Below are 18,161 nucleotides of genomic sequence, written 5' to 3'. Positions count from 1 at the left end.
GCCTCAGGCGCTGAAGGCGAGCCGCTTGTCGAGCATCTCGAGGTGGCCCTTCGCGCGGGTGTTGTAGAACGCTTGGGTGATGACGCCGTCCTCGTCGAGCACGAAGGTCGAGCGGCGCACGCCCTCGACGATGCGGCCGTAGCTGTTCTTCTCACCGAACGTGCCCCACGCGCGATGCACGGTCAGGTCGGCGTCGCTCAGCAGCGGGAACGGCAGCGCGTCGAGGTCGCTCGCGTGCGCGAGCTTCTCGACGCTGTCGCGCGAGATGCCCAGCACCGCGTAGCCGTGGCGGCCGAGGTCGGGCAGCGCGTCGCGGAAGTCGCAGGCCTGCTGCTTGCAGGCCGAGGTGAGTGCCTCCGGGTAGAAGTAGACGATCACCCGCCGACCGCGCAGCGAGGCGAGCGACACGGGCTCTCCGTCCTGATCGGGGAGGGTGAAGTCGGGTGCGGGCATGCCGGGCTCGAGGTGCGTCATCGCCTCCATCCAACCAGCGTCTGCGGGCTCCAGCCGACCGATCTCGGTCCCGGCTCGCGTCAAGCGCCCGGAGCGTGCTACGCTTGATCCTCGGTGGAGACACCTTGCACCTCTAGCTCAATTGGCAGAGCAGTTGACTCTTAATCAATCGGTTCCCGGTTCGAGTCCGGGGGGGTGTACGAGCAAGGCCCGGTCAGGAGCGATCCTGACCGGGCCTTCGTCGTGCTGCGCGCAAGGTCGCTCGGCTGAACGGCGACGGGTGGCGCGCCAACGCTCGACATGACGCGCAGCTCGCCGATCCATGCCCTGCGCCGCTCGCCCCGTACAGTCGCCTGGAACGGCCACATCGTTGCGGTCGCAAGGGAAGGTGGCGAGATGTCTCACGATGCCGTCGTCGGTCAGCGTCACGATCCGGAGATGCCGCGGTACGCGGGCATCGCGACGTTCGCGCTGCTGCCCCAGCTGCATGAGGTGGCGCACGCGGACATCGCGGTCGTGGGCATCCCCTTCGACTCGGGGACGAGCTTCCGGCCGGGCGCGCGATTCGGCCCCGCGCACATCCGCGAGAACTCGCGTCAGCTGCACCCGTATCACCAGATCCACGAGCGGTTCCTCTTCGCCGATCGCCAGGTGGTGGACGCCGGCGACTTCCGCGTCGGGCCCTACGACATCCAGGCCGCGGTGACCGCGATCGAGGTGCAGGCCCGAGCGCTGGTCGAGGCGGGCACCGACATCGTGGCGCTTGGTGGCGATCACACCGTCGCGCTGCCCCTGCTGCGCGCGGCCGCCGCGAAGCACGGACCGCTCGCCGTGCTCCACTTCGACGCTCACCTCGACACCTGGGACACGCTGCACGGCGCATCGATCTGGCACGGCTCGCCGTTCCGACGCGCGGCCGAGGAAGGGCTGCTCGACCTCGAGCACTGCCAGCACGTGGGCATCCGAGGCGGCATCTACGACCCGAGCGAGCTCGACGAGGACCGCGAGGCCGGCTTCCGCATCATCCGCAGCGAGGAGTTCCAGCGCCGATCCGCGGACGACATCGCCGCCCAGGTGCGCGGACGGCTCGGCGACCGACCGGTGTACATCTCGGTCGACATCGACGTCCTCGACCCCTCCCACGCCCCGGGCACGGGCACGCCCGAGGTCGCCGGCATCAGCACACGGGAGTTCTTCTCGGTGCTGCGCGAGCTCCGCGGCCTCCACGTGGTCGGCGGGGATGTGGTCGAGACGCTTCCCGCGCACGACCACGCCGGGATCACAGGGCTCGCCGCGGCGCACACGGCATGGGAGCTGATCGCGCTCATGACCAGTCGCGAGGCCTAGCGGGCGCGTCCGTCCGCTGTCGTCAGCGCAGCAGGACGGGCTGGGCGTCGATGCGGGTGCGGAACAGCGTGTAGGGCTTGACCCGTTCGTCCCGTCCCTGCCGGTAGTCGGCTTGGCGGTGGAGCTGGTTCGCGGTGACGTAGAGGTAGCCGTCTGCCCCGACCGAGAGCGTGTCGGGCCACAGCAGCCGGGGATCGGACACCACGGTCTCCCACGCCCCGACGGTGTCCGCTCGGCGGCGCAGCACCGCGTTGTGCTCGTAGTTCGTCGCGTACAGGTTGCCCTGTGCGTCGGACTCCAGTCCGTCGCCGGCCCCGCCCTTGTCGCCTTCGTCGCTCACGGTCGCGGCCACCGCCGCGTCCTCGAGAGCCCGGTCCACCAATGCGTCGGTGGCCACGCTGTAGAGCCGGCGGGACGCGAGCGGGCAGTAGTAGAGGCGAGCACCGTCGGCGCCGATCGCGATCCCGTCGGAGCCCATCGCGATCGCCGGCGCAACGCTCCCGTCGTCCTGGCGATCGACCACCGGGCGACCCTCGACGACCGGCACGAAGTCCGTGAGCCGCTCCGCCTTCGTGGAGGGGTGGTCGTGCAGCCGCCGCCAGCTCTCGCCGCTCGCAAGGTCCACCACCACCAGCCCGTTGGGCCCCTTGTCGGAGGAGTCGGTGAGGTAGGCGACGCCCCCGGCACCGCGGCGCAGGTCGAAGCGCACGTCGTTGAGGTAGCTGGTGGGCAGCGCGACGTCCTGGGGGAAGAGGATGGTGCTGACCACCGTGTCGCTCGTGAGGTCGACGCAGACGAGCTTGGGCCCGCCGTACGTCGTCGGCTTGAAGAGCGGGCTCCCGGTGTCCAGGATCCACAGCCTGTCGGCGGGATCCACCACCACGCTCTGCACCGAGACCAGGGTGTTCGCCAGGTCCTCGGGATCGGTGCGATTGATGGTCTCGTTCGGGTATGCCACCGCTTCGCCGTCGCGGATCTCGGCGACCGTGAACGCGACGTCATCGCCCCACTTCGGGTAGTTGACGAAGATCCGCCCCCGGTGCGAGACCGCGACGCCGGTGGGCATGGCGCCGTGGAAGTGGGCCACCTCTTCGAGCTCGCCCACCGGCTGCTCCGCTGGGAGGTCTTCCGATCGGTTCTCCATCACTTCGTCCCTGTCAGTCGGATTCGGCCTTGCCGCCATTGGAGGGAGTGGCGCATGGCCAACCCTCCCAATGGCCCCCGGTCTTCGCCAGGTCGCACTTCCGCATGCGCATGAGCCGGGGCCTCACGCGGTGGACAGCCGCCGGCCGAGGGACGACGCGGTCACCTGGCCGCCGCGGCCCGGTCGCGGCCTCGGCTCGCTCGCGCAGACTGCCAGATCGCGATCGCGAGCACGACGACCGCGAGCATCACGTCAGGCGCACGGGAGAGGCTTCGTCGACCCGGCTGGCCCGAGAGAGGAATACCCGCTGCCGATCCCCGCTTGCACCCATCATGCGTGCCATCAGCTACTCCCGGTCTGGTCCCTCGTCGGTGCTCCAGCTCACCGACCGCGAACCAGGCGTGCCCGGCCCGGACGAGGTGCGGGTCCGCATCGCCGTCTCGCGCGTCAACCCGACCGACTGGAAGGCCCGCGCGGGCAATCGGCCCCTCGAGCTCGACGAGATCGTCCCGAACCAGGATGGCGCCGGCGTCGTCGACGCCGTCGGCTCGGAGGTCGAGGAGCTGCAGGTCGGCGACCGCGTCTGGCTCTTCCTCGCCGCGCACCAGCGCCCGACCGGGACGGCGCAGGAGCTGACGGTGGTGCCGGCGAGCCGCGTCGTCCGCCTGCCCGACGGCGTCGGCTTCGACGTCGCCGCGAGCCTCGGCGTCCCGGCGATGACCGCGCACCGTGCGCTCACCGTGCACGAGCTCGGCCCGGCGCGACTCGCGCCCGGCAGCCTCGACGGCCGCGTGGTGCTGGTGCAGGGCGGAGCGGGGGCCGTCGGGCACGCCGCGATCCAGCTGGCGGTCTGGGCGGGTGCGACCGTGATCGCCACGGTCAGCAGCGATGAGAAGGCGGCGCTCGCCCGTGCCGCGGGCGCCCACCACGTGCTGCAGTACCCGGCCGACGACCTCGCCGGCGAGGTGCTCGCCATCGCTCCCGGCGGCGTCGACCACGTCGTCGAGGTCGCGCCTGCGCAGAACGCCGCGCTCGATGTCGCGGTGCTCGCCAACCACGGCAGCATCGCCTACTACGCCAACAACAACGGCGAGGAGTTCACCGCTCCGATCATGGCGAGCTTCGCGAAGAACGCTCGCTGGCAGGGGCTGCTGCTCTACACCGTCGGGACCGAGGCGCTCGCCGTGGCCGCCGAGGACATCACCGCCGCGCTCGAGGCCGGCGCGCTGCCGGTGGGCGCAGACGCCGGGCTGCCGCTGACGTGGTTCCCGCTCGAGGAGACGGCAGCCGCGCACGATGCCGTCGAGCAGGGCGTCACCGGCAAGGTGCTCATCCGCGTCGCGGACGACCTGCGCTGAGGCGCCCGGCGGGCGCCGAGGCGATCAGCGCGGGCAGTCGCAGCCCGCTTGACCGAGCAGCTGGCGCTGCTCGGTGTAGCTCTGCAGCACCGCCGCCCGCACGGGCGCCGGCGTCCGGTAGAGCCAGCGCACGCGCAGCGCGACGCCGAGCCGCAGCAGACTGCTGCCCCAGAAGAGGTCGACGACGATCGCGAGCAGGCCGAGGAGGCCGACGATCGAGGTGAGCGAGGGCACGAAGGTGCCGTTCATCACCCGCGTCACGAAGAGGCTGATGGCCAGCGCGGCGCCCGCGCCGAGCAGGATGCCGACCCACCGCGGCCGCGCCCGGCGGGCCGCGTCGGCGAGCTCGAGCGCGGCGAGCCGCTCGGTCCTGTCTGCGACCTCGTGCGCGAGCTCGTGCTCCAGGCGCTCCTCGGCGGCGAGCCGGCCGATGCGCGCGGCCTTCTGCACCTGCGACTCGTAGAGCGCTTCACTCACTGCGGACTCCGATCTGGATGCGGCCCGGACCACCGTAGCCGTCGCAGGTGTCCGGCGGTCAGAGGATGCGCTCCCACGTGCCGTCGAGCAGCATCAGCACGATCGGCTCGCCGTGCTCGTCGCGGACCGCCAGCCGCACATAGGTGAGCGCCTCCATCGCGACGACGCGGTCGAGCTGCACGCCCGGGTCCTCTGCCCACGAGCGCAGGCTCGTGTGGTCGGTCGCGACGGCGGCGAGCTCGAGCAGGATGCGAGCGATGTCCTCTTCCGCGAAGACGGAGCGCTCGGCCGAGTCGTAGTCCACGTTCGAAGAATAGTGGGGTACAAACGTTCGGTCACAATCGGCGCGGTCGGCGCGTCATCGCCGCCCGCCGCCGCGCTACTGGCGGTACGAGGCCAGGAAGCTGCCGATGCGCTGCACGGCGTCGTCGAGATCCCGCTTCCACGGCAGCGTCACGATCCGGAAGTGGTCGTTCGTCGGCCAGTTGAAGCCCGTGCCGTGGGTGACGAGGATCTTCTCCTGCCGCAGCAGGTCGAGCGCGAACTGCGCGTCGTCGTGGATCTCGTGCACCTCCGGGTCGAGGCGAGGGAACGCGTAGAGCGCGCCCTTCGGCGTCACGACGCTCACGCCAGGGATGCGGTTGAGCCCCTGCACCGCGGCGTCGCGCTGCTCGAGCAGGCGGCCGCCGGGCAGGATGAGGTCCTCGATCGACTGGTGGCCGCCGAGCGCGACCTGGATGCCGTACTGCGCCGGCACGTTCGGGCACAGGCGGGTCGAGGCCAGCAGCGTGAGGCCCTCGAGGAAGCCCTTCGCGTGCTCCTTCGGTCCCGTGATCGCGAGCCACGCGGCGCGGAAGCCGGCCGCGCGGTACGTCTTCGAGAGGCCGTTGTAGGTCAGCACGAGGAGGTCCGGCGCGAGGGTCGCGATCGAGGTGTGCTCCGCGCCGTCGTAGAGGATCCGGTCGTAGATCTCGTCGGCGAGCAGCAGCAGCGAGTGCTTGCGCGCGAGGTCGACGATGCCCTGCAGCACCTCGCGCGAGTAGACGGCGCCGGTCGGGTTGTTGGGGTTGATGACGACGAGCGCCTTCGTGCGCGGCGTGATCTTCGCCTCGATGTCGGCGAGGTCTGGCGCCCAGTCGGTGTCCTCGTCGCACAGGTAGTGGATGGGCGTGCCGCCGCCGAGCGACGTCATGGCCGTCCAGAGCGGATAGTCGGGCGCGGGGATGAGCACCTCGTCGCCCGCGTCGAGGAGCGCCTGCATCGTCATGGTGATGAGCTCGGAGACGCCGTTGCCGAGGTAGACGTCGTCGACGGTGAGCCGCGGGAAGTCGTCGACGTCCTCGTAGCGGGTCACGACCGCGCGTCGGGCGGAGAGGATGCCCTTCGAGTCGGAGTAGCCCTCGGCGAGCGGCAGGTTCGCGATCATGTCCTGCACGATCGTGTCGGGCGTCTCGAAGCCGAACGGCGCCGGGTTGCCGATGTTGAGCTTGAGGATGCGGTGCCCCTCGGCCTCGAGCCGCGCGGCCTCGGCGGCCACCGGGCCGCGGATCTCGTAGAGGACGTGCTTGAGCTTCGAGGACTGATCGAGGGACTTGAGCGCCATTGCACCATGCTAGGCGGGCGCCCGCGGGCCACTCGGCCGGGCGTGGCCCGCTCCGGGCGGATCGCCGCTCAGGCGGGCAGCTGCAGCAGCCCGCCGGCGGAGCGCGTCGTCGCCGCGGCGACGGCCATCGCCCGCTCGAGCGGCCCGGCCCATCCGCGCGCGCGACCGCCCTCGAGCACCGAGGCTGCGAGCGAGGCGAGCACGCTGTCGCCGGCGCCGATGGTGTCGACGATCGGCGCGTCGAGCTGCGGCACGGATGCGTCGACCCGGCCGCCGTCGGTGAAGACCGTCGCGCCCGCCGCGCCGCGCGTGACCGCGACCGCGCCGGCGCCCGCGGCGACGAGCCGGGCGGCGGTCGCGTCGGCATCCGCGCCGTAGACGAGCTCGGCGTCCTCGTCGCTCAGCTTCACGAGCAGCGCGCGCGAGGCGAGCAGGTCAAGGCCCGCGGCGAAGCGCCGGGTCGCGCTTGGCTCTCGGAGGTAGGCGGGGCGGGCGTTCGGGTCGAGCATGAGCCGCTCGCGGGAGCGGGGGAGCGCGGCGAGCGGGGCGACCTGCGCCTCGAGCTCGAGCGCGAGGCACGAGACGAGCACGAGCGGCGCGGCTTCGAGGGTGTCCTCGTGGCCGTCCAGCTCGACGAAGCGGCTCGTGCCGGCCTCGTTGAACTCGTAGCGCATCGTGCCGCCGTCCCGCACGGCGGTCGCGACGGCGGTGCCGCGGGGCGCCGCGGTCGCGACGAGCTCGACGCCGTGCGCGGCGCAGTGCGCGCGCACCTGGGCGCCGGGCGCGTCGTCGCCGACCATCGCGATGAGGCGGGCGGGCACGCCGAGCCGGGCGAGCCCGACGGCGACGTTGAGCGCGGCCCCGCCGACGATCGAGGCGCCATCCACCTCGTCGACGAGCGCGTCGCCGATGACGACGACGCGGTCGCTCACTTGCCCTTCGCCGCCTTCTTCAGCTTGCGCTCGAGCTCGTCCTGGCGGATGCCGTCCTCGCGCTGCGCGACCGCTCCCACCGCGAGCGCCACGCCGATGATCCAGCTGGCCCAGAGCAGGCCGAGCCGCCAGTCGCGCGGCCCCTGCCGCGTCGCCTTCACCACCGGCAGCGCGCTCGTGAGCGAGCCGATGACACCCATGTTGAACAGGTACTTGCGCATTGTGCCTCCTCGTCGCGATCAACCTACCGGCGGCGACTGGACGGCGCCTCTCGCAGGGAGTGGCCGGTCATCCTGACCGATCGGTCGACTTCTGACCGATCGGTCAGTATGCTGATCCCTCGTGACCACTCGCGACACCCTCGTCCAGGCCGCGCTCGAGCGCTTCGCCCGGTACGGCTACCTCGGCAGCTCGATCCAGCAGATCGCGGCGGACGTCGGCACCTCGAAGTCGTCGGTGCTCTACCACTTCGACTCGAAGGAGGCGCTGCTCGAGGCCGCGATGGCACCGGCGCTCGACGCGCTGACGCAGATCATCGACTCGCTGCCGGGCCTGCGCGACGACAAGGTCGCAGCGGCGCCCGCCCTCGTGACCGGCTTCGTCGACACGCTCCTGCAGCACAGCGCCGCGGTCTCGATCTTCATCAGCCAGCGCGGCGCCCTGCAGGACGTGCCCGTCATCCAGCGCGGCAACGAGCTCGTCGACGCCATCGCCGGCACGCTGATCGCCGAGGCGCCCTCGACGCGCGCGCTCACGCGGCTCTCGATCGGCCTCGCCGGCGTCGCGTTCATCCTCGGTGAGGCGCTGCAGGAGACGCGCGACCACCCGGACCCCGCCGAGATGCGCGAGGTGCTCATCGAGACGCTGCTCGAGCTCTGCCTGCCCGCTGCCGCGTGCACCCCCGCGACGCTGCAGGAGGTGGACGCCTGATGGCCACCTGGCTCTCCCGCGTCGGCGCCGCCTCCATGCGCCGCGCCTGGCTCGTCATCGTCGCCTGGGCAGCGATCCTCGGCGGCGTGCTGGGCGGCGCCCTCGCGCTCGGTCCGAACATGCAGGAGTCCTTCGCGATCCCGGGCACCGAGTCGCAGGAGGCGCTCGACCACCTCGGCAGCGTGTTCCCGCAGGTCGCGGGCTCGAGCGTGCAGGTCGTCTACCGCGCGCCCGACGGCGAGTCGGTCGAGCAGCACCGGGACGCCATCGAGCAGCAGGCGACCGACATCGACGCCATCGACGACGTCGCGAGCGTCGTGCAGCCCTGGAGCGAGTTCGCGGCCGAGCAGATCTCCGACGACGGCCGCTTCGCCTACACGCAGGTGCAGTTCGAGCCGCAGGGCTCCGGCAGCACGCCAGCCGGGCTCGACGCGCTCGTCGCCACGGCGGATGCCGCCCGCGCCGACGGCCTGACGGCCGAGTTCGGCGGCCAGGCGTTCCAGGCCACGAGCGTGCCGATCTCGTGGGTCGAGGGGCTCGGCGTCATCTTCGCCGGCGTCGTGCTGTTCGTGACCTTCTGGTCGTTCCTCGCCGCGGGCCTGCCGCTGCTGACCGCGCTCATCGGCGTCGGCATCACGATGGGCGGTGTGCTCGGCGCCTCGGCGCTCGTCACGGTCTCGAACTCGGCGCCGCTCATGGCGCTCATGATCGGGCTCGCGGTCGGCATCGACTACGCGCTCTTCATCCTGTCGAAGCACCGCACGCAGCTCGCGCGGGGCATGGGCGTCATCGAGTCGGGCTCGCTCGCGGTCGGCACCGCCGGCACCGCCGTCGTGTTCGCCGGGCTCACGGTCGTCATCGCGCTCGTCGGGCTCCTCATCGTCGGCATCCCGTTCCTGTCGGTCATGGGCATCGGTGCCGCGGCCTCGGTCGCGATCGCCGTCGCAGCCGCTGCCACGCTGCTGCCGGCGATCATGGCGCTGCTCGGCGAGCGGCTGCGGCCGAAGGCCGGCAGCCGGGCGGCCCGGCTCGCGGAGCGCGACGTCGACACGGCGCCGACGCTCGGGATGCGCTGGGTCACCGGCATCACGAAGCGCCCCGTGCTCGCCATCGTCGGCGTGCTCGCGATCATCGGCGTCGCCGCCGTGCCGGCCGCGAGCCTCGAGCTCGCGCTGCCCGACAACGGCCGCGAGGCGCGCGGCAGCACGCAGCGCATGGCCTACGACATGCTGCAGGAGGGCTTCGGCGAGGGCACGACCGGCCCGCTCGTCGTGATGGCCGACATCACGCAGGTGACCGACATCCTCGGCGTCCTCGATGAGATCTCTGCCGACCTCGAGGAGATCCCGGGCGTCGACCGCATCGGCAGCGCCTTCCCCGACGAGACGGCCGACACCGCGATCATCCAGGTGATCGCCGAGACCGGCCCCACCGATCACGCGACGGCCGAGCTCGTGCGCGCCATCCGCGCCGCCGCCCCCGAGATCGAGGCGGAGCACGACACCCCGATCGCCGTCACCGGTGCGACCGCCGTGCAGATCGACGTGTCGCAGCGCCTGCAGGACGCGCTGCTGCCGTTCGGCATCGTCGTCGTCACGCTCGCGGTCGTGCTGCTGCTGCTCGTCTTCCGCTCGATCCTCGTGCCGATCACCGCCGCGATCGGCTTCGTGCTCTCGGTGCTCGCCGCCTTCGGCACCGTCGTCGCGGTGATGCAGTGGGGCTGGGGCGCCGAGCTGCTGCACGTCGAGCCGGGGCCGATCCTCTCGTTCATGCCGGTGCTGCTCATGGCGGTGCTCTTCGGCCTCGCGATGGACTACCAGGTGTTCCTCGTCTCGGGCATGCGCGAGGCGCACGCCCACGGCCACAGCGCCGTCAGCGCCGTGCGGCACGGCTTCGCCGCCAACGCGCGCGTCGTGACGGCCGCGGCGCTCATCATGTTCCTCGTCTTCTTCGCCTTCGTGCCGGAGGGCATGGCGATGATCAAGGCCATCGCGCTCGGCCTCGCGGTCGGCGTGGCCGTCGACGCCTTCCTCGTGCGCATGACCCTCATCCCGGCGGTCATGACGCTGCTGGGGGAGCGCGCCTGGTGGCTGCCGCGCCGGCTCGACCGCGCGATGCCCGACATGGACGTCGAGGGAGAGAGCCTCGGTCGCCACCGCGCGGCGCTCGCCTGGGCGGCGGATGCCGGCGGTCACCTCGCGCTCGACCGGCTGCGGCCGGCGATCGACCACGAGCCCGGCGCCGCGTCCTGGACGGTCACCACACCGCGCGGCGCGGTCGTGCGACTCGACGCCCCGTTCGCCGACCGGCAGCGGCTCGTGCACGCGCTGCTCGGCGACATCCCGGCTCGCGGGAGTGCGCACCTCGGTGGTGCTGCCCTCCCCGGCGACGTCGGCGCGCTCCGCGCCCGGATCGGGCTCGTCGACCTCGACCTCGTCGGCGTCGGCGAGCGCGGGGAGACCGCGCTCGAGGCGGCGCGCGGTGCGCTCGCGCTCCGCTCGCCGTTCGCGGCGGCGCCCGTGCTCGACCGCCGCGCCGCGGCGCTCGTCGCGCGCGCGGGCACGGCGGCCGGCACCCCGATCGACCCCGCCGCGCCGCTCTCGCGGCTCGCACCGATCGAGCGCGCCGCGGTGCTGCTCGCGATCGCGCTGGAGCGCGGCCCGAGCCTGCTGTGGGTCGATGCCGCGAGCGGTGCCCCCGCGGGTGCCGCCGGCGTCGCCGCGCGGCTCGCGGGCGCCGACGTGACGATCGTCACGAGCGAGCCGTCGCCCGAGGCGCACGGCCGCGCCGCGATCGACCTCGCACCCGCGGACGCCGCCGAGGAGGACGCGCACGACGCGGCCGCGGCCGACGCACACGACACGGATCCCGCCGGCGATGCGCCCACGGAGGCGCTCGCGACGGCCGGAGCAGACACGGGAGCAGACCGATGACCACCGCGCTCAGGAAGGCCGTCGCGCTGACGGCCGCCACCGCCACCCCCTTCGCCATCGCGGCATTCGCCGCCTGGTCGATGGGCCCGGCCGCAGACGGCGACCGGGACGTGCCAGCCGCGGTCGTGAACCTCGACGAGCTGCTCACCACCACCGCGGCCGACGGCACCGAGACCACGATGTTCGCCGGCCGCCAGGTCGTCACCGACCTCGTGGCCGACGACGCCGATGGCTTCGACTTCCGCATCCTGAACGAGGAGGATGCGGCGGCGGCGCTCGCGGACGGCACCGTGCACGCGGTGGTCACGATCCCCGCTGACTTCTCGCGACGCGTCACGAGCCTGCAGGGCGACGACCCGCAGCAGGCCGGCGTGCGCATCGTCACGGATGCGTCGGCCGACGGCCTCGCCACGAGCCTCGCGAGCGAGACCGGCGAGTCGATCGTCGCCTCCTTCGGCGACCGCGTGACGACCGGCTTCATCTCCGGCATCTACGGCGGCATGGGCACGCTCGCCGAGCAGCTCGGCACGGCCGCCGACGGCGCGGATGCGCTGGGCGCAGGCGGCACGGAGCTCGCGACCGGGCTCGACGAGCTCGCGGGCGGCATCGACCAGCTCGCCGACGGCGCGGGCGGCGCGCAGGACGGCGCGGCGCAGCTCGCGACCGGCGCCGACCAGCTCGCCGACGGCCTCGGCACCGCCGCTGGCGGCATCTCGGGGCTCGCGGACGGCAGCGCGGCGCTCAGCAGCGGCGTGGCCGACTACACCGCGGGCGTCGACCGCTTCGCCGGCGGCGTGCAGCAGGCGGCCGCGCAGCTCGACGCGGGGCTCGCCGGCGCCGCGGAGGCGGGCGGCATCGGCCGGCTCGAGTCGTCGCTCGACGCCTCGTCGGGCGCAGCGGCGCAGCTCGTGCAGCTGCTCGAGGCCGACCCCACCGACCCCGCCGCGCTCGAGGTCGCGCGGCAGCTCTCGGGCGGGCTCGGCCAGCTCAGCCAGCAGGACATCAGCGGTCAGCTCACGGAGGGGCTGCGCCAGGCGACCGCACCGCTGTCGCAGCTCTCGACCGGTGCGACGGCGATCGTCGACGCGGGCCCGCAGGTGCGCGACGGCGCCGCGCAGCTCGCGGCCGGCGGGGCGCAGCTCGACGCCGGCTTCGGCGCATCCGTCACCGGCGCCCGGCAGCTCGCCGACGGCGCGGGCGAGCTCGGCGACGGCCTCGGCGAGCTGGAGTCCGGCGCGGTGCAGCTCGCAGCGGGCGCCCGCTCGGCCGAGTCCGGCGCGACGCAGCTCGGCGACGGCGCGACCGAGCTGGGCGACGGGCTCCGCGAGGGCGTCGCGGCGCTGCCGCAGCTGAGCGACGACGAGCTCGACGACCTGTCGGCGGTGGCCACGAACCCGGTCGGGTTCGACCTCGACGAGCAGCGCGCGCTCCCGAGCGGCGAGGCGCGCATCGCGTCGCTCGCGGTGCCGATCGGGCTCTGGCTCGGCGCGCTCGTCCTCGTGCTCGTGCTCGCCCGGTCGGCTCGCCGCATCGCGGCGTCGGCCGAGTCCGACGGCCGGGTGCTCGCGACCATGCTCATCCGCTCGTCGTGGGTGGTCGCGCTGCAGGCCGTGCTCGCGACGGTCGTGGTGCACGCGATCGGCGGGGTCGCGTGGTCGTCGGCACCGCTGACGCTCGCGGTGGCGCTGCTGTTCGGCGCCGTGGCGACGCTGCTGCACCTCGCGCTCGTCGCGTGGCTCGGCGCCGGCGGCGGCATCGTGTCGGTGGTGCTGCTCGGCCTGCAGGCGGTCGCGGCGGGCGGGATCGTGCCGCGCGACGTGCTCGGGCAGGGGTTCGAGGCCGTCGCTCCGGTGCTGCCGATGACGCCGGCGGTCGATGCGCTCGTCGCCATCGCGGCCGGCACCGGCGGCGCAGGCGGCGCGGCGGCGATGCTCGTGCTGTGGCTCGGCGTCGGCCTGCTCGCCGCGTACCTCGCGCTCCGCGGCGCTCGGCGACGGGCGACGGGGGAGCGGATCCGCGCCCTCGAGACCCTCGCGCCGACGCCGGCGTAGCGAGGCGGCGCCGTCGGGCGCGCCGGGCGTGAGGGGCCGGCGCACAGGCACTTGACAGGAAACGGACTGCGGAGTTCGATAACGGTGTCCGCGAAACTGCGCGCGCCCGTCGGCAGCCTGTGCCGGCATCGCCCTCCCGCCTCGGCGCATCCGCCGGGCACGGCCCCGCATCCCACCGATTCCGACGAAGGAGTCCCGTGCGCACCACCTACCGCGTCCTCGCCTACCTCATCTGCGCGCTCGTCGCGCTGCAGGCCGCCTCGCATGCCTGGGCATCCGCCGGCATCGCGCTCTTCCTCGCGGAGGGCGGCACCGTCGACTTCGCCGCCGAGGGCCCGCCGCCGTTCCCGGAGGCGCTCGGCCTCATGATCCACGGGATGAACGGCATGTACGCGATCCCGATCGTCGCGCTCGCGCTGCTCGTCGTGGCCTTCCTCGCGAAGATCCCCGGCGGGGTGATGCGCGCCGCGATCGTGCTCGTGCTCGTCGTGCTGCAGGTGACGCTGGGACTGCTCGGCCACGAGCTCACCGCGCTCGCCTTCCTGCACGGCGTGAACGCGATCGCCCTGTTCGGCGTCGCGTTCTGGGCGGGCATGCGCGCCGGGGGACGCCACACCGGCGTCCAGGCGCGATCCACCGTCGGTGTCGCCTGACCCCGAGCCCTCGCAGCGCCGCGCGCGGCGCCGCCCCGGTGCCGGCTCGGATCGGCCGGCCCATCCTGACCGGCCCACCCACCCGGACCGGCCGGTGCGGCGCCTCGCCCGGCTCGTCGGCATCCTCGCCGCGGTGGCGCTCGTCGTCGCGGTCGGTGCCGCCTGGTGGTCGAGCCTGCGGCCCGACACCTACTCGGCGATGGCGATGGGCGTCGCGGACCCCGGCGGCGGTCCGGTCGTGGCGGGGGAGGGCGGCCACGGCCACGAGCCGGGCGCGGCAGCAGCGGTCGACCTGACGACCCTCGTCGCCGACCCCGCGCGCGCCGCCGACGTGCGCGTCGAGCTCGTCGCGCGCGCAGAGCGCATCACGCTGCCCGGCGGCGAGCAGGTCGACGCCTTCACGCTCAACGGGTCGACGCCCGGGCCGGAGATCCGCGCGCGGCAGGGGCAGCTCGTCGAGGTGGTGCTCCGCAACGAGTCGGTCGCCGCCGGCACGACGCTGCACTGGCACGGCGTCGACGTGCCCGCAGCGATGGATGGCGTCGCGGGCGTGACGCAGGACGCGGTGCCGCCCGGTGGCTCCTTCACGTACCGCTTCGTCGCCGAGGACGCGGGCAGCTACTGGTACCACGCGCACCAGGTGTCGCACGCGCAGGTGCTCGGCGGGCTCTTCGGCGCGCTCGTCGTCGACCCGGCCGAGCCGGCCGCCCACGATATCGACGTCGTCGCGCTGCTGCACACCTACCCCGGCACCTCCCGCACGATCGACGGCGTCTCCGGCGACATCGCGCGCGATTCCGAGCCGGGTGCGGTGGTGCGCGTGCGCGTCGTGAACACCGACAACGCACCGACGGTCGTGTGGGTCACGGGCGCAGGCTTCCGGCTGCTCGCCATCGACGGCACCGACGTGCACGAGCCGACCGACGTCGAGGGCCGCAAGGTCGCGGTCACCGCCGGCGGCCGCGTCGACCTCGAGGTGCGCGTGCCGAGCGGCGGCGCGCGCGTGCAGGCGCCGGGCGTCTCCCTCGCGCTCGGGACGGCCGCGCCCCCCGCGGCCGCCGCGCCCGCGGAGGCGCTCGATCCGCTCGCCTACGGCTCACCCGCCCCGCTCGGCTTCGACCCGGCCGCGGCCGACCGCGACTTCGCCTACGACATCGGCCGCTTCCCGGGGTTCCTGAACGGGGTCCCCGGCATCTGGTGGACGATCAACGGGCGGATGGGCGGCGACGTCCCGGCGTACCACGTGGCGGAGGGCGACGTGGTGACGATGCGCATCACGAACGGCAGCGGCGAGGTGCACCCGATGCACCTGCACGGGCACCACGTCGTCGTGCTCTCGCGCGACGGCGTGCCCGCATCCGGCAGCCCCTGGTGGGTCGACTCGCTCGACGTCGGGCACGGCGAGACGTACGAGGTCGCCTTCGTCGCCGACAACCCGGGCATCTGGATGGACCACTGCCACACGCTGCCGCACGCCGTCGAGGGGCTCATGACGCACATGATGTACGAGGGCGTCTCGACCCCGTTCCTGCTCGGCGGCGGCTCGGGCAACGCCCCCGAGTAGCCCCTGCGCTGGTCGAGCCGCTCCGCGCGCGCAGCGCGCTGAGCGAGTCGAGACCGACCGCTCCCGCTAGGGCCGCGCCTCCGCGTCGGCTCCCTCATCCGCGGGCGCGTTCTGCCCCAGGTGCTCGCGCGCGAACTCGAGCGTCTCGACGAGCAGTCGCAGCCGGTCGCGCTCCGAGCGCGCGTGCCGCGTCTTGATCTCGGCGATGACCTGCCCGGTCCACCGCTGCGCGGCGAGCATCTGCAGCACCTCGGCGACCGGCTCGTTGCCGTGGCCGGGGATGAGGTGCTCGTCGAAGACCTTGTCCTCGTCGGCGGCGACGCCGTCCGTGAGGTGCAGGTGCCGCAGCCGGTCACCGAGGTCGAGCGCGAGCTCCATCGAGTCGCGGCGGGCGAGCGCGCAGTGCGAGAAGTCGAGCGTCGCGTGGTCGACGTCCATCTCGCTCGGGTCGATGCCCGGGAGGTACGCCTGGCGGTCAGCGCCTCCCATCGACCAGGGGAACATGTTCTCGACCGCGACCTCGATGCCGTGCTTCTGCTCGGTCGTCCGCACCGCATCCGTGAAGGTGCTCGCGTACTTGCCCTGCCACCGGAAGGGCGGATGCACCACCACGGTGGGCGCGCCGACCGACACCGCGAGCGCGGCCGATCGGTCGAGCTTCACGAACGGGTCGCGCCCCCAGACGAAGGTCGTGAGCAGCACGACCGGCGCGTGGATCGCCATGATCGGCTGCTGGTAGCGCTCGGAGAGCTCGAGCAGCTTCTCGGGGCTGCGCGTCTTCGCGTCGGTGGTCACCATGACCTCGACGCCGTCGTAGCCCGCTTCGTGCGCGAGCCGGAAGCCGTCCTCGACCCCCTTGGGGAAGACGGAGATCGTACTGAGGCCGACCTGGATCATGCCGACGACGCTAGACCCTCCAGCCTGGACGACGCGCATCCGCGCGCCGGTCCGCCGGACGGCGCGCCCGATCTGACATGTCCGTGCGGCGTAGGATCGGCCTATGCCAGAGATCGACATCAAACCGCGTTCGCGCGCCGTGACGGACGGCGTCGAGGCCACCACGAGCCGCGGGATGCTGCGCGCGGTCGGGATGGGCGACGGCGACTGGGAGAAGCCCCAGATCGGCATCGCGAGCTCGTGGAACGAGATCACCCCCTGCAACCTCTCGCTCGACCGCCTCGCGCGCTCGTCGAAGGAGGGCGTGCACGCCGGTGGCGGCTACCCGCTGCAGTTCGGCACGATCTCGGTCTCGGACGGCATCTCGATGGGCCATGAGGGCATGCACTTCTCGCTGGTCAGCCGCGAGGTCATCGCCGACAGCGTCGAGACCGTCGTCATGGCGGAGCGCCTCGACGGCACGGTGCTGCTCGCGGGCTGCGACAAGTCGCTGCCCGGCATGCTCATGGCCGCGGCGCGCCTCGACCTCGCGAGCGTCTTCGTCTACGCCGGCTCGATCGCGCCCGGCTTCGCGAAGCTCGAGGACGGCACGATCCCGCAGTCGATGACGATCATCGACTCGTTCGAGGCCGTCGGCGCCTTCAAGGCCGGCAAGATCTCTGCCGAGGACCTGCACCGCATCGAGTGCGGCTTCGCGCCCGGCGAGGGCGCGTGCGGCGGCATGTACACCGCCAACACGATGGCGTGCGTGGCCGAGGCGCTCGGGATGAGCCTGCCCGGCTCGTCGACGCCGCTGTCGGCCGACCGTCGCCGCGACTTCTACGCGCGCCGCTCGGGCGAGGCGGTCGTCGAGCTGCTGCGCCGCGGCATCACCGCCCGCGACATCCTCACGAAGGAGGCGTTCGAGAACGCCATCACCGTGGCGATGGTGCTGGGCGGCTCGACGAACGCGGTGCTCCACCTGCTCGCGATCGCCCACGAGGCCGAGGTCGAGCTCACGCTCGAGGACTTCCGCCGCATCGGGCAGCGCTCCCCGCACCTCGCCGACGTCAAGCCGTTCGGCGCCTACGTCGCGCAGGACTTCGACCGCGTGGGCGGCATGCCGGTGGTCATGAAGGCGCTGCTCGACGCCGGCCTGCTGCACGGCGACGCGCTCACGGTGACCGGCAAGACGGTCGCCGAGAACCTCGCCGAGCTCGACCCGGCCCCGATCGACGGCACCGTGGTGCGCGCGCTCGACGACCCCATCCACGCCACCGGCGGCCTCACGATCCTCGACGGCACGCTCGCGCCGGAGGGCGCGGTCGTGAAGACGGCAGGCTTCGACGCCGAGGTCTTCGAGGGCCCGGCGCGCGTGTTCGACCGCGAGCGCGCCGCGATGGACGCCCTCACGAACGGCGAGGTGCAGGCCGGCGACGTGGTGGTCATCCGCTACGAGGGGCCCAAGGGCGGACCCGGGATGCGCGAGATGCTGGCCATCACCGCGGCCATCAAGGGAGCGGGCCTCGGCAAGGATGTACTCTTGCTGACAGACGGCAGATTCTCAGGCGGCACAACCGGCCTGTGCATCGGCCACATCGCCCCTGAGGCGGTCGACTCCGGTCCGATCGCCTTCGTGCGCGACGGAGACCGCATCAGGGTCGACATCGCCGCTCGCTCGCTTGACCTGATCGTCGACGAGGCAGAGCTCGCCTCCCGGCGTGAGGGCTGGGAGCCGCTGCCCCCGCGCTACACGCGCGGAGTCCTCGCCAAGTACGCACGCCTCGTGCGGTCGGCCGCCACCGGCGCCGTCACAGGCTGACGCACGTCTTCGAGAGAC

16 protein-coding genes and 1 tRNA gene are annotated in these 18,161 nt (G+C 73.1%); 9 read left to right on the top strand and 8 right to left on the bottom strand.

Annotated elements, in window-relative coordinates; genetic code table 11:
• Window positions 1–3: 3 nt before the first annotated feature.
• Complete coding sequence (gene bcp, locus ACVWW9_RS01555; RefSeq protein WP_456514113.1) at window positions 4–474, bottom strand: thioredoxin-dependent thiol peroxidase; 471 nt, start codon at window positions 472–474, stop codon at window positions 4–6.
• A 106-nt stretch (window positions 475–580) separates the two neighbouring features.
• On the opposite strand from bcp, the gene ACVWW9_RS01550 reads away from it, so the two are divergent.
• Window positions 581–653, top strand: a tRNA-Lys gene (locus ACVWW9_RS01550).
• Between the two features lie 238 nt (window positions 654–891).
• On the top strand, window positions 892–1,800 hold the full coding sequence (gene speB / locus ACVWW9_RS01545) for an agmatinase (protein WP_456514112.1): 909 nt from the start codon (window positions 892–894) through the stop codon (window positions 1,798–1,800).
• Between the two features lie 22 nt (window positions 1,801–1,822).
• Here speB and ACVWW9_RS01540 read toward each other — a convergent pair whose 3' ends face one another.
• On the bottom strand, window positions 1,823–2,983 hold the full coding sequence (locus ACVWW9_RS01540) for an L-dopachrome tautomerase-related protein (protein ID WP_456514111.1): 1,161 nt from the start codon (window positions 2,981–2,983) through the stop codon (window positions 1,823–1,825).
• A gap of 293 nt (window positions 2,984–3,276) precedes the next feature.
• Here ACVWW9_RS01540 and ACVWW9_RS01535 point away from each other — a divergent pair, with 293 nt between their 5' ends.
• A complete protein-coding gene (locus ACVWW9_RS01535; protein ID WP_456514110.1) occupies window positions 3,277–4,302 on the top strand; it encodes an NADPH:quinone reductase in 1,026 nt (341 codons plus the stop codon).
• Window positions 4,303–4,326: 24 nt separating this feature from the next.
• On the opposite strand, the gene ACVWW9_RS01530 is transcribed toward ACVWW9_RS01535, so the two are convergent.
• The 5 genes from ACVWW9_RS01530 to ACVWW9_RS01510 all read right to left on the bottom strand — a co-directional run bounded on the left by ACVWW9_RS01530 (window position 4,327) and on the right by ACVWW9_RS01510 (window position 7,535).
• Window positions 4,327–4,779, bottom strand: a complete 453-nt coding sequence (locus tag ACVWW9_RS01530; RefSeq protein WP_456514109.1) for a hypothetical protein — start codon at window positions 4,777–4,779, stop codon at window positions 4,327–4,329.
• 58 nt (window positions 4,780–4,837) lie between these two features.
• On the bottom strand, window positions 4,838–5,083 hold the full coding sequence (locus ACVWW9_RS01525) for a hypothetical protein (protein WP_354259316.1): 246 nt from the start codon (window positions 5,081–5,083) through the stop codon (window positions 4,838–4,840).
• 75 nt (window positions 5,084–5,158) lie between these two features.
• The gene (locus ACVWW9_RS01520) at window positions 5,159–6,382 is read right to left on the bottom strand and encodes a pyridoxal phosphate-dependent aminotransferase (RefSeq protein ID WP_123695975.1); all 1,224 of its coding nucleotides are present in this window, start codon (window positions 6,380–6,382) and stop codon (window positions 5,159–5,161) included.
• Between the two features lie 68 nt (window positions 6,383–6,450).
• Entirely contained in the window at window positions 6,451–7,314 is an 864-nt protein-coding gene (locus tag ACVWW9_RS01515) for a PfkB family carbohydrate kinase (RefSeq protein WP_456514108.1), read from the bottom strand.
• Window positions 7,311–7,535, bottom strand: a complete 225-nt coding sequence (locus ACVWW9_RS01510; protein ID WP_170165468.1) for a hypothetical protein — start codon at window positions 7,533–7,535, stop codon at window positions 7,311–7,313. Before ACVWW9_RS01510 ends, ACVWW9_RS01515 begins: the two co-directional genes overlap by 4 nt.
• Window positions 7,536–7,656: 121 nt before the next feature.
• Here ACVWW9_RS01510 and ACVWW9_RS01505 point away from each other — a divergent pair, with 121 nt between their 5' ends.
• From ACVWW9_RS01505 to ACVWW9_RS01485, 5 genes are all read left to right on the top strand, one after another.
• Window positions 7,657–8,244, top strand: coding sequence for a TetR/AcrR family transcriptional regulator (locus tag ACVWW9_RS01505; RefSeq protein ID WP_456514107.1), 588 nt, complete (start codon window positions 7,657–7,659; stop codon window positions 8,242–8,244).
• Window positions 8,244–11,177 (top strand): MMPL family transporter, encoded by a 2,934-nt coding sequence (locus ACVWW9_RS01500; protein ID WP_456514106.1) that lies wholly within the window; start codon window positions 8,244–8,246, stop codon window positions 11,175–11,177. Before ACVWW9_RS01505 ends, ACVWW9_RS01500 begins: the two co-directional genes overlap by 1 nt.
• Entirely contained in the window at window positions 11,174–13,228 is a 2,055-nt protein-coding gene (locus tag ACVWW9_RS01495; RefSeq protein ID WP_456514105.1) for a hypothetical protein, read from the top strand. The genes ACVWW9_RS01500 and ACVWW9_RS01495 overlap by 4 nt, the downstream gene beginning before the upstream one ends.
• Before the next feature lie 197 nt (window positions 13,229–13,425).
• Window positions 13,426–13,881 carry a hypothetical protein gene (locus tag ACVWW9_RS01490; protein ID WP_354259331.1) on the top strand — a complete coding sequence of 152 codons (456 nt, stop codon included), beginning with the start codon at window positions 13,426–13,428 and terminating at the stop codon, window positions 13,879–13,881.
• A 94-nt stretch (window positions 13,882–13,975) separates the two neighbouring features.
• Window positions 13,976–15,445, top strand: coding sequence for a multicopper oxidase family protein (locus ACVWW9_RS01485; RefSeq protein WP_456514104.1), 1,470 nt, complete (start codon window positions 13,976–13,978; stop codon window positions 15,443–15,445).
• 66 nt (window positions 15,446–15,511) lie between these two features.
• Here the strand turns inward: ACVWW9_RS01485 and ACVWW9_RS01480 are convergent, their stop codons facing one another.
• Window positions 15,512–16,342, bottom strand: a complete 831-nt coding sequence (locus tag ACVWW9_RS01480) for a sugar phosphate isomerase/epimerase family protein (RefSeq protein WP_456514103.1) — start codon at window positions 16,340–16,342, stop codon at window positions 15,512–15,514.
• 103 nt (window positions 16,343–16,445) lie between these two features.
• Here ACVWW9_RS01480 and ilvD point away from each other — a divergent pair, with 103 nt between their 5' ends.
• Window positions 16,446–18,143 carry a dihydroxy-acid dehydratase gene (ilvD, locus tag ACVWW9_RS01475; protein ID WP_354259340.1) on the top strand — a complete coding sequence of 566 codons (1,698 nt, stop codon included), beginning with the start codon at window positions 16,446–16,448 and terminating at the stop codon, window positions 18,141–18,143.
• The last annotated feature ends 18 nt before the right edge of the window (window positions 18,144–18,161 follow it).

Source organism: Agrococcus sp. UYP33 (assembly GCF_054060915.1).
The sequence above is the reverse complement of the archived record's forward strand: the minus strand, read 5'-3'. Positions and strand labels throughout refer to the sequence as shown.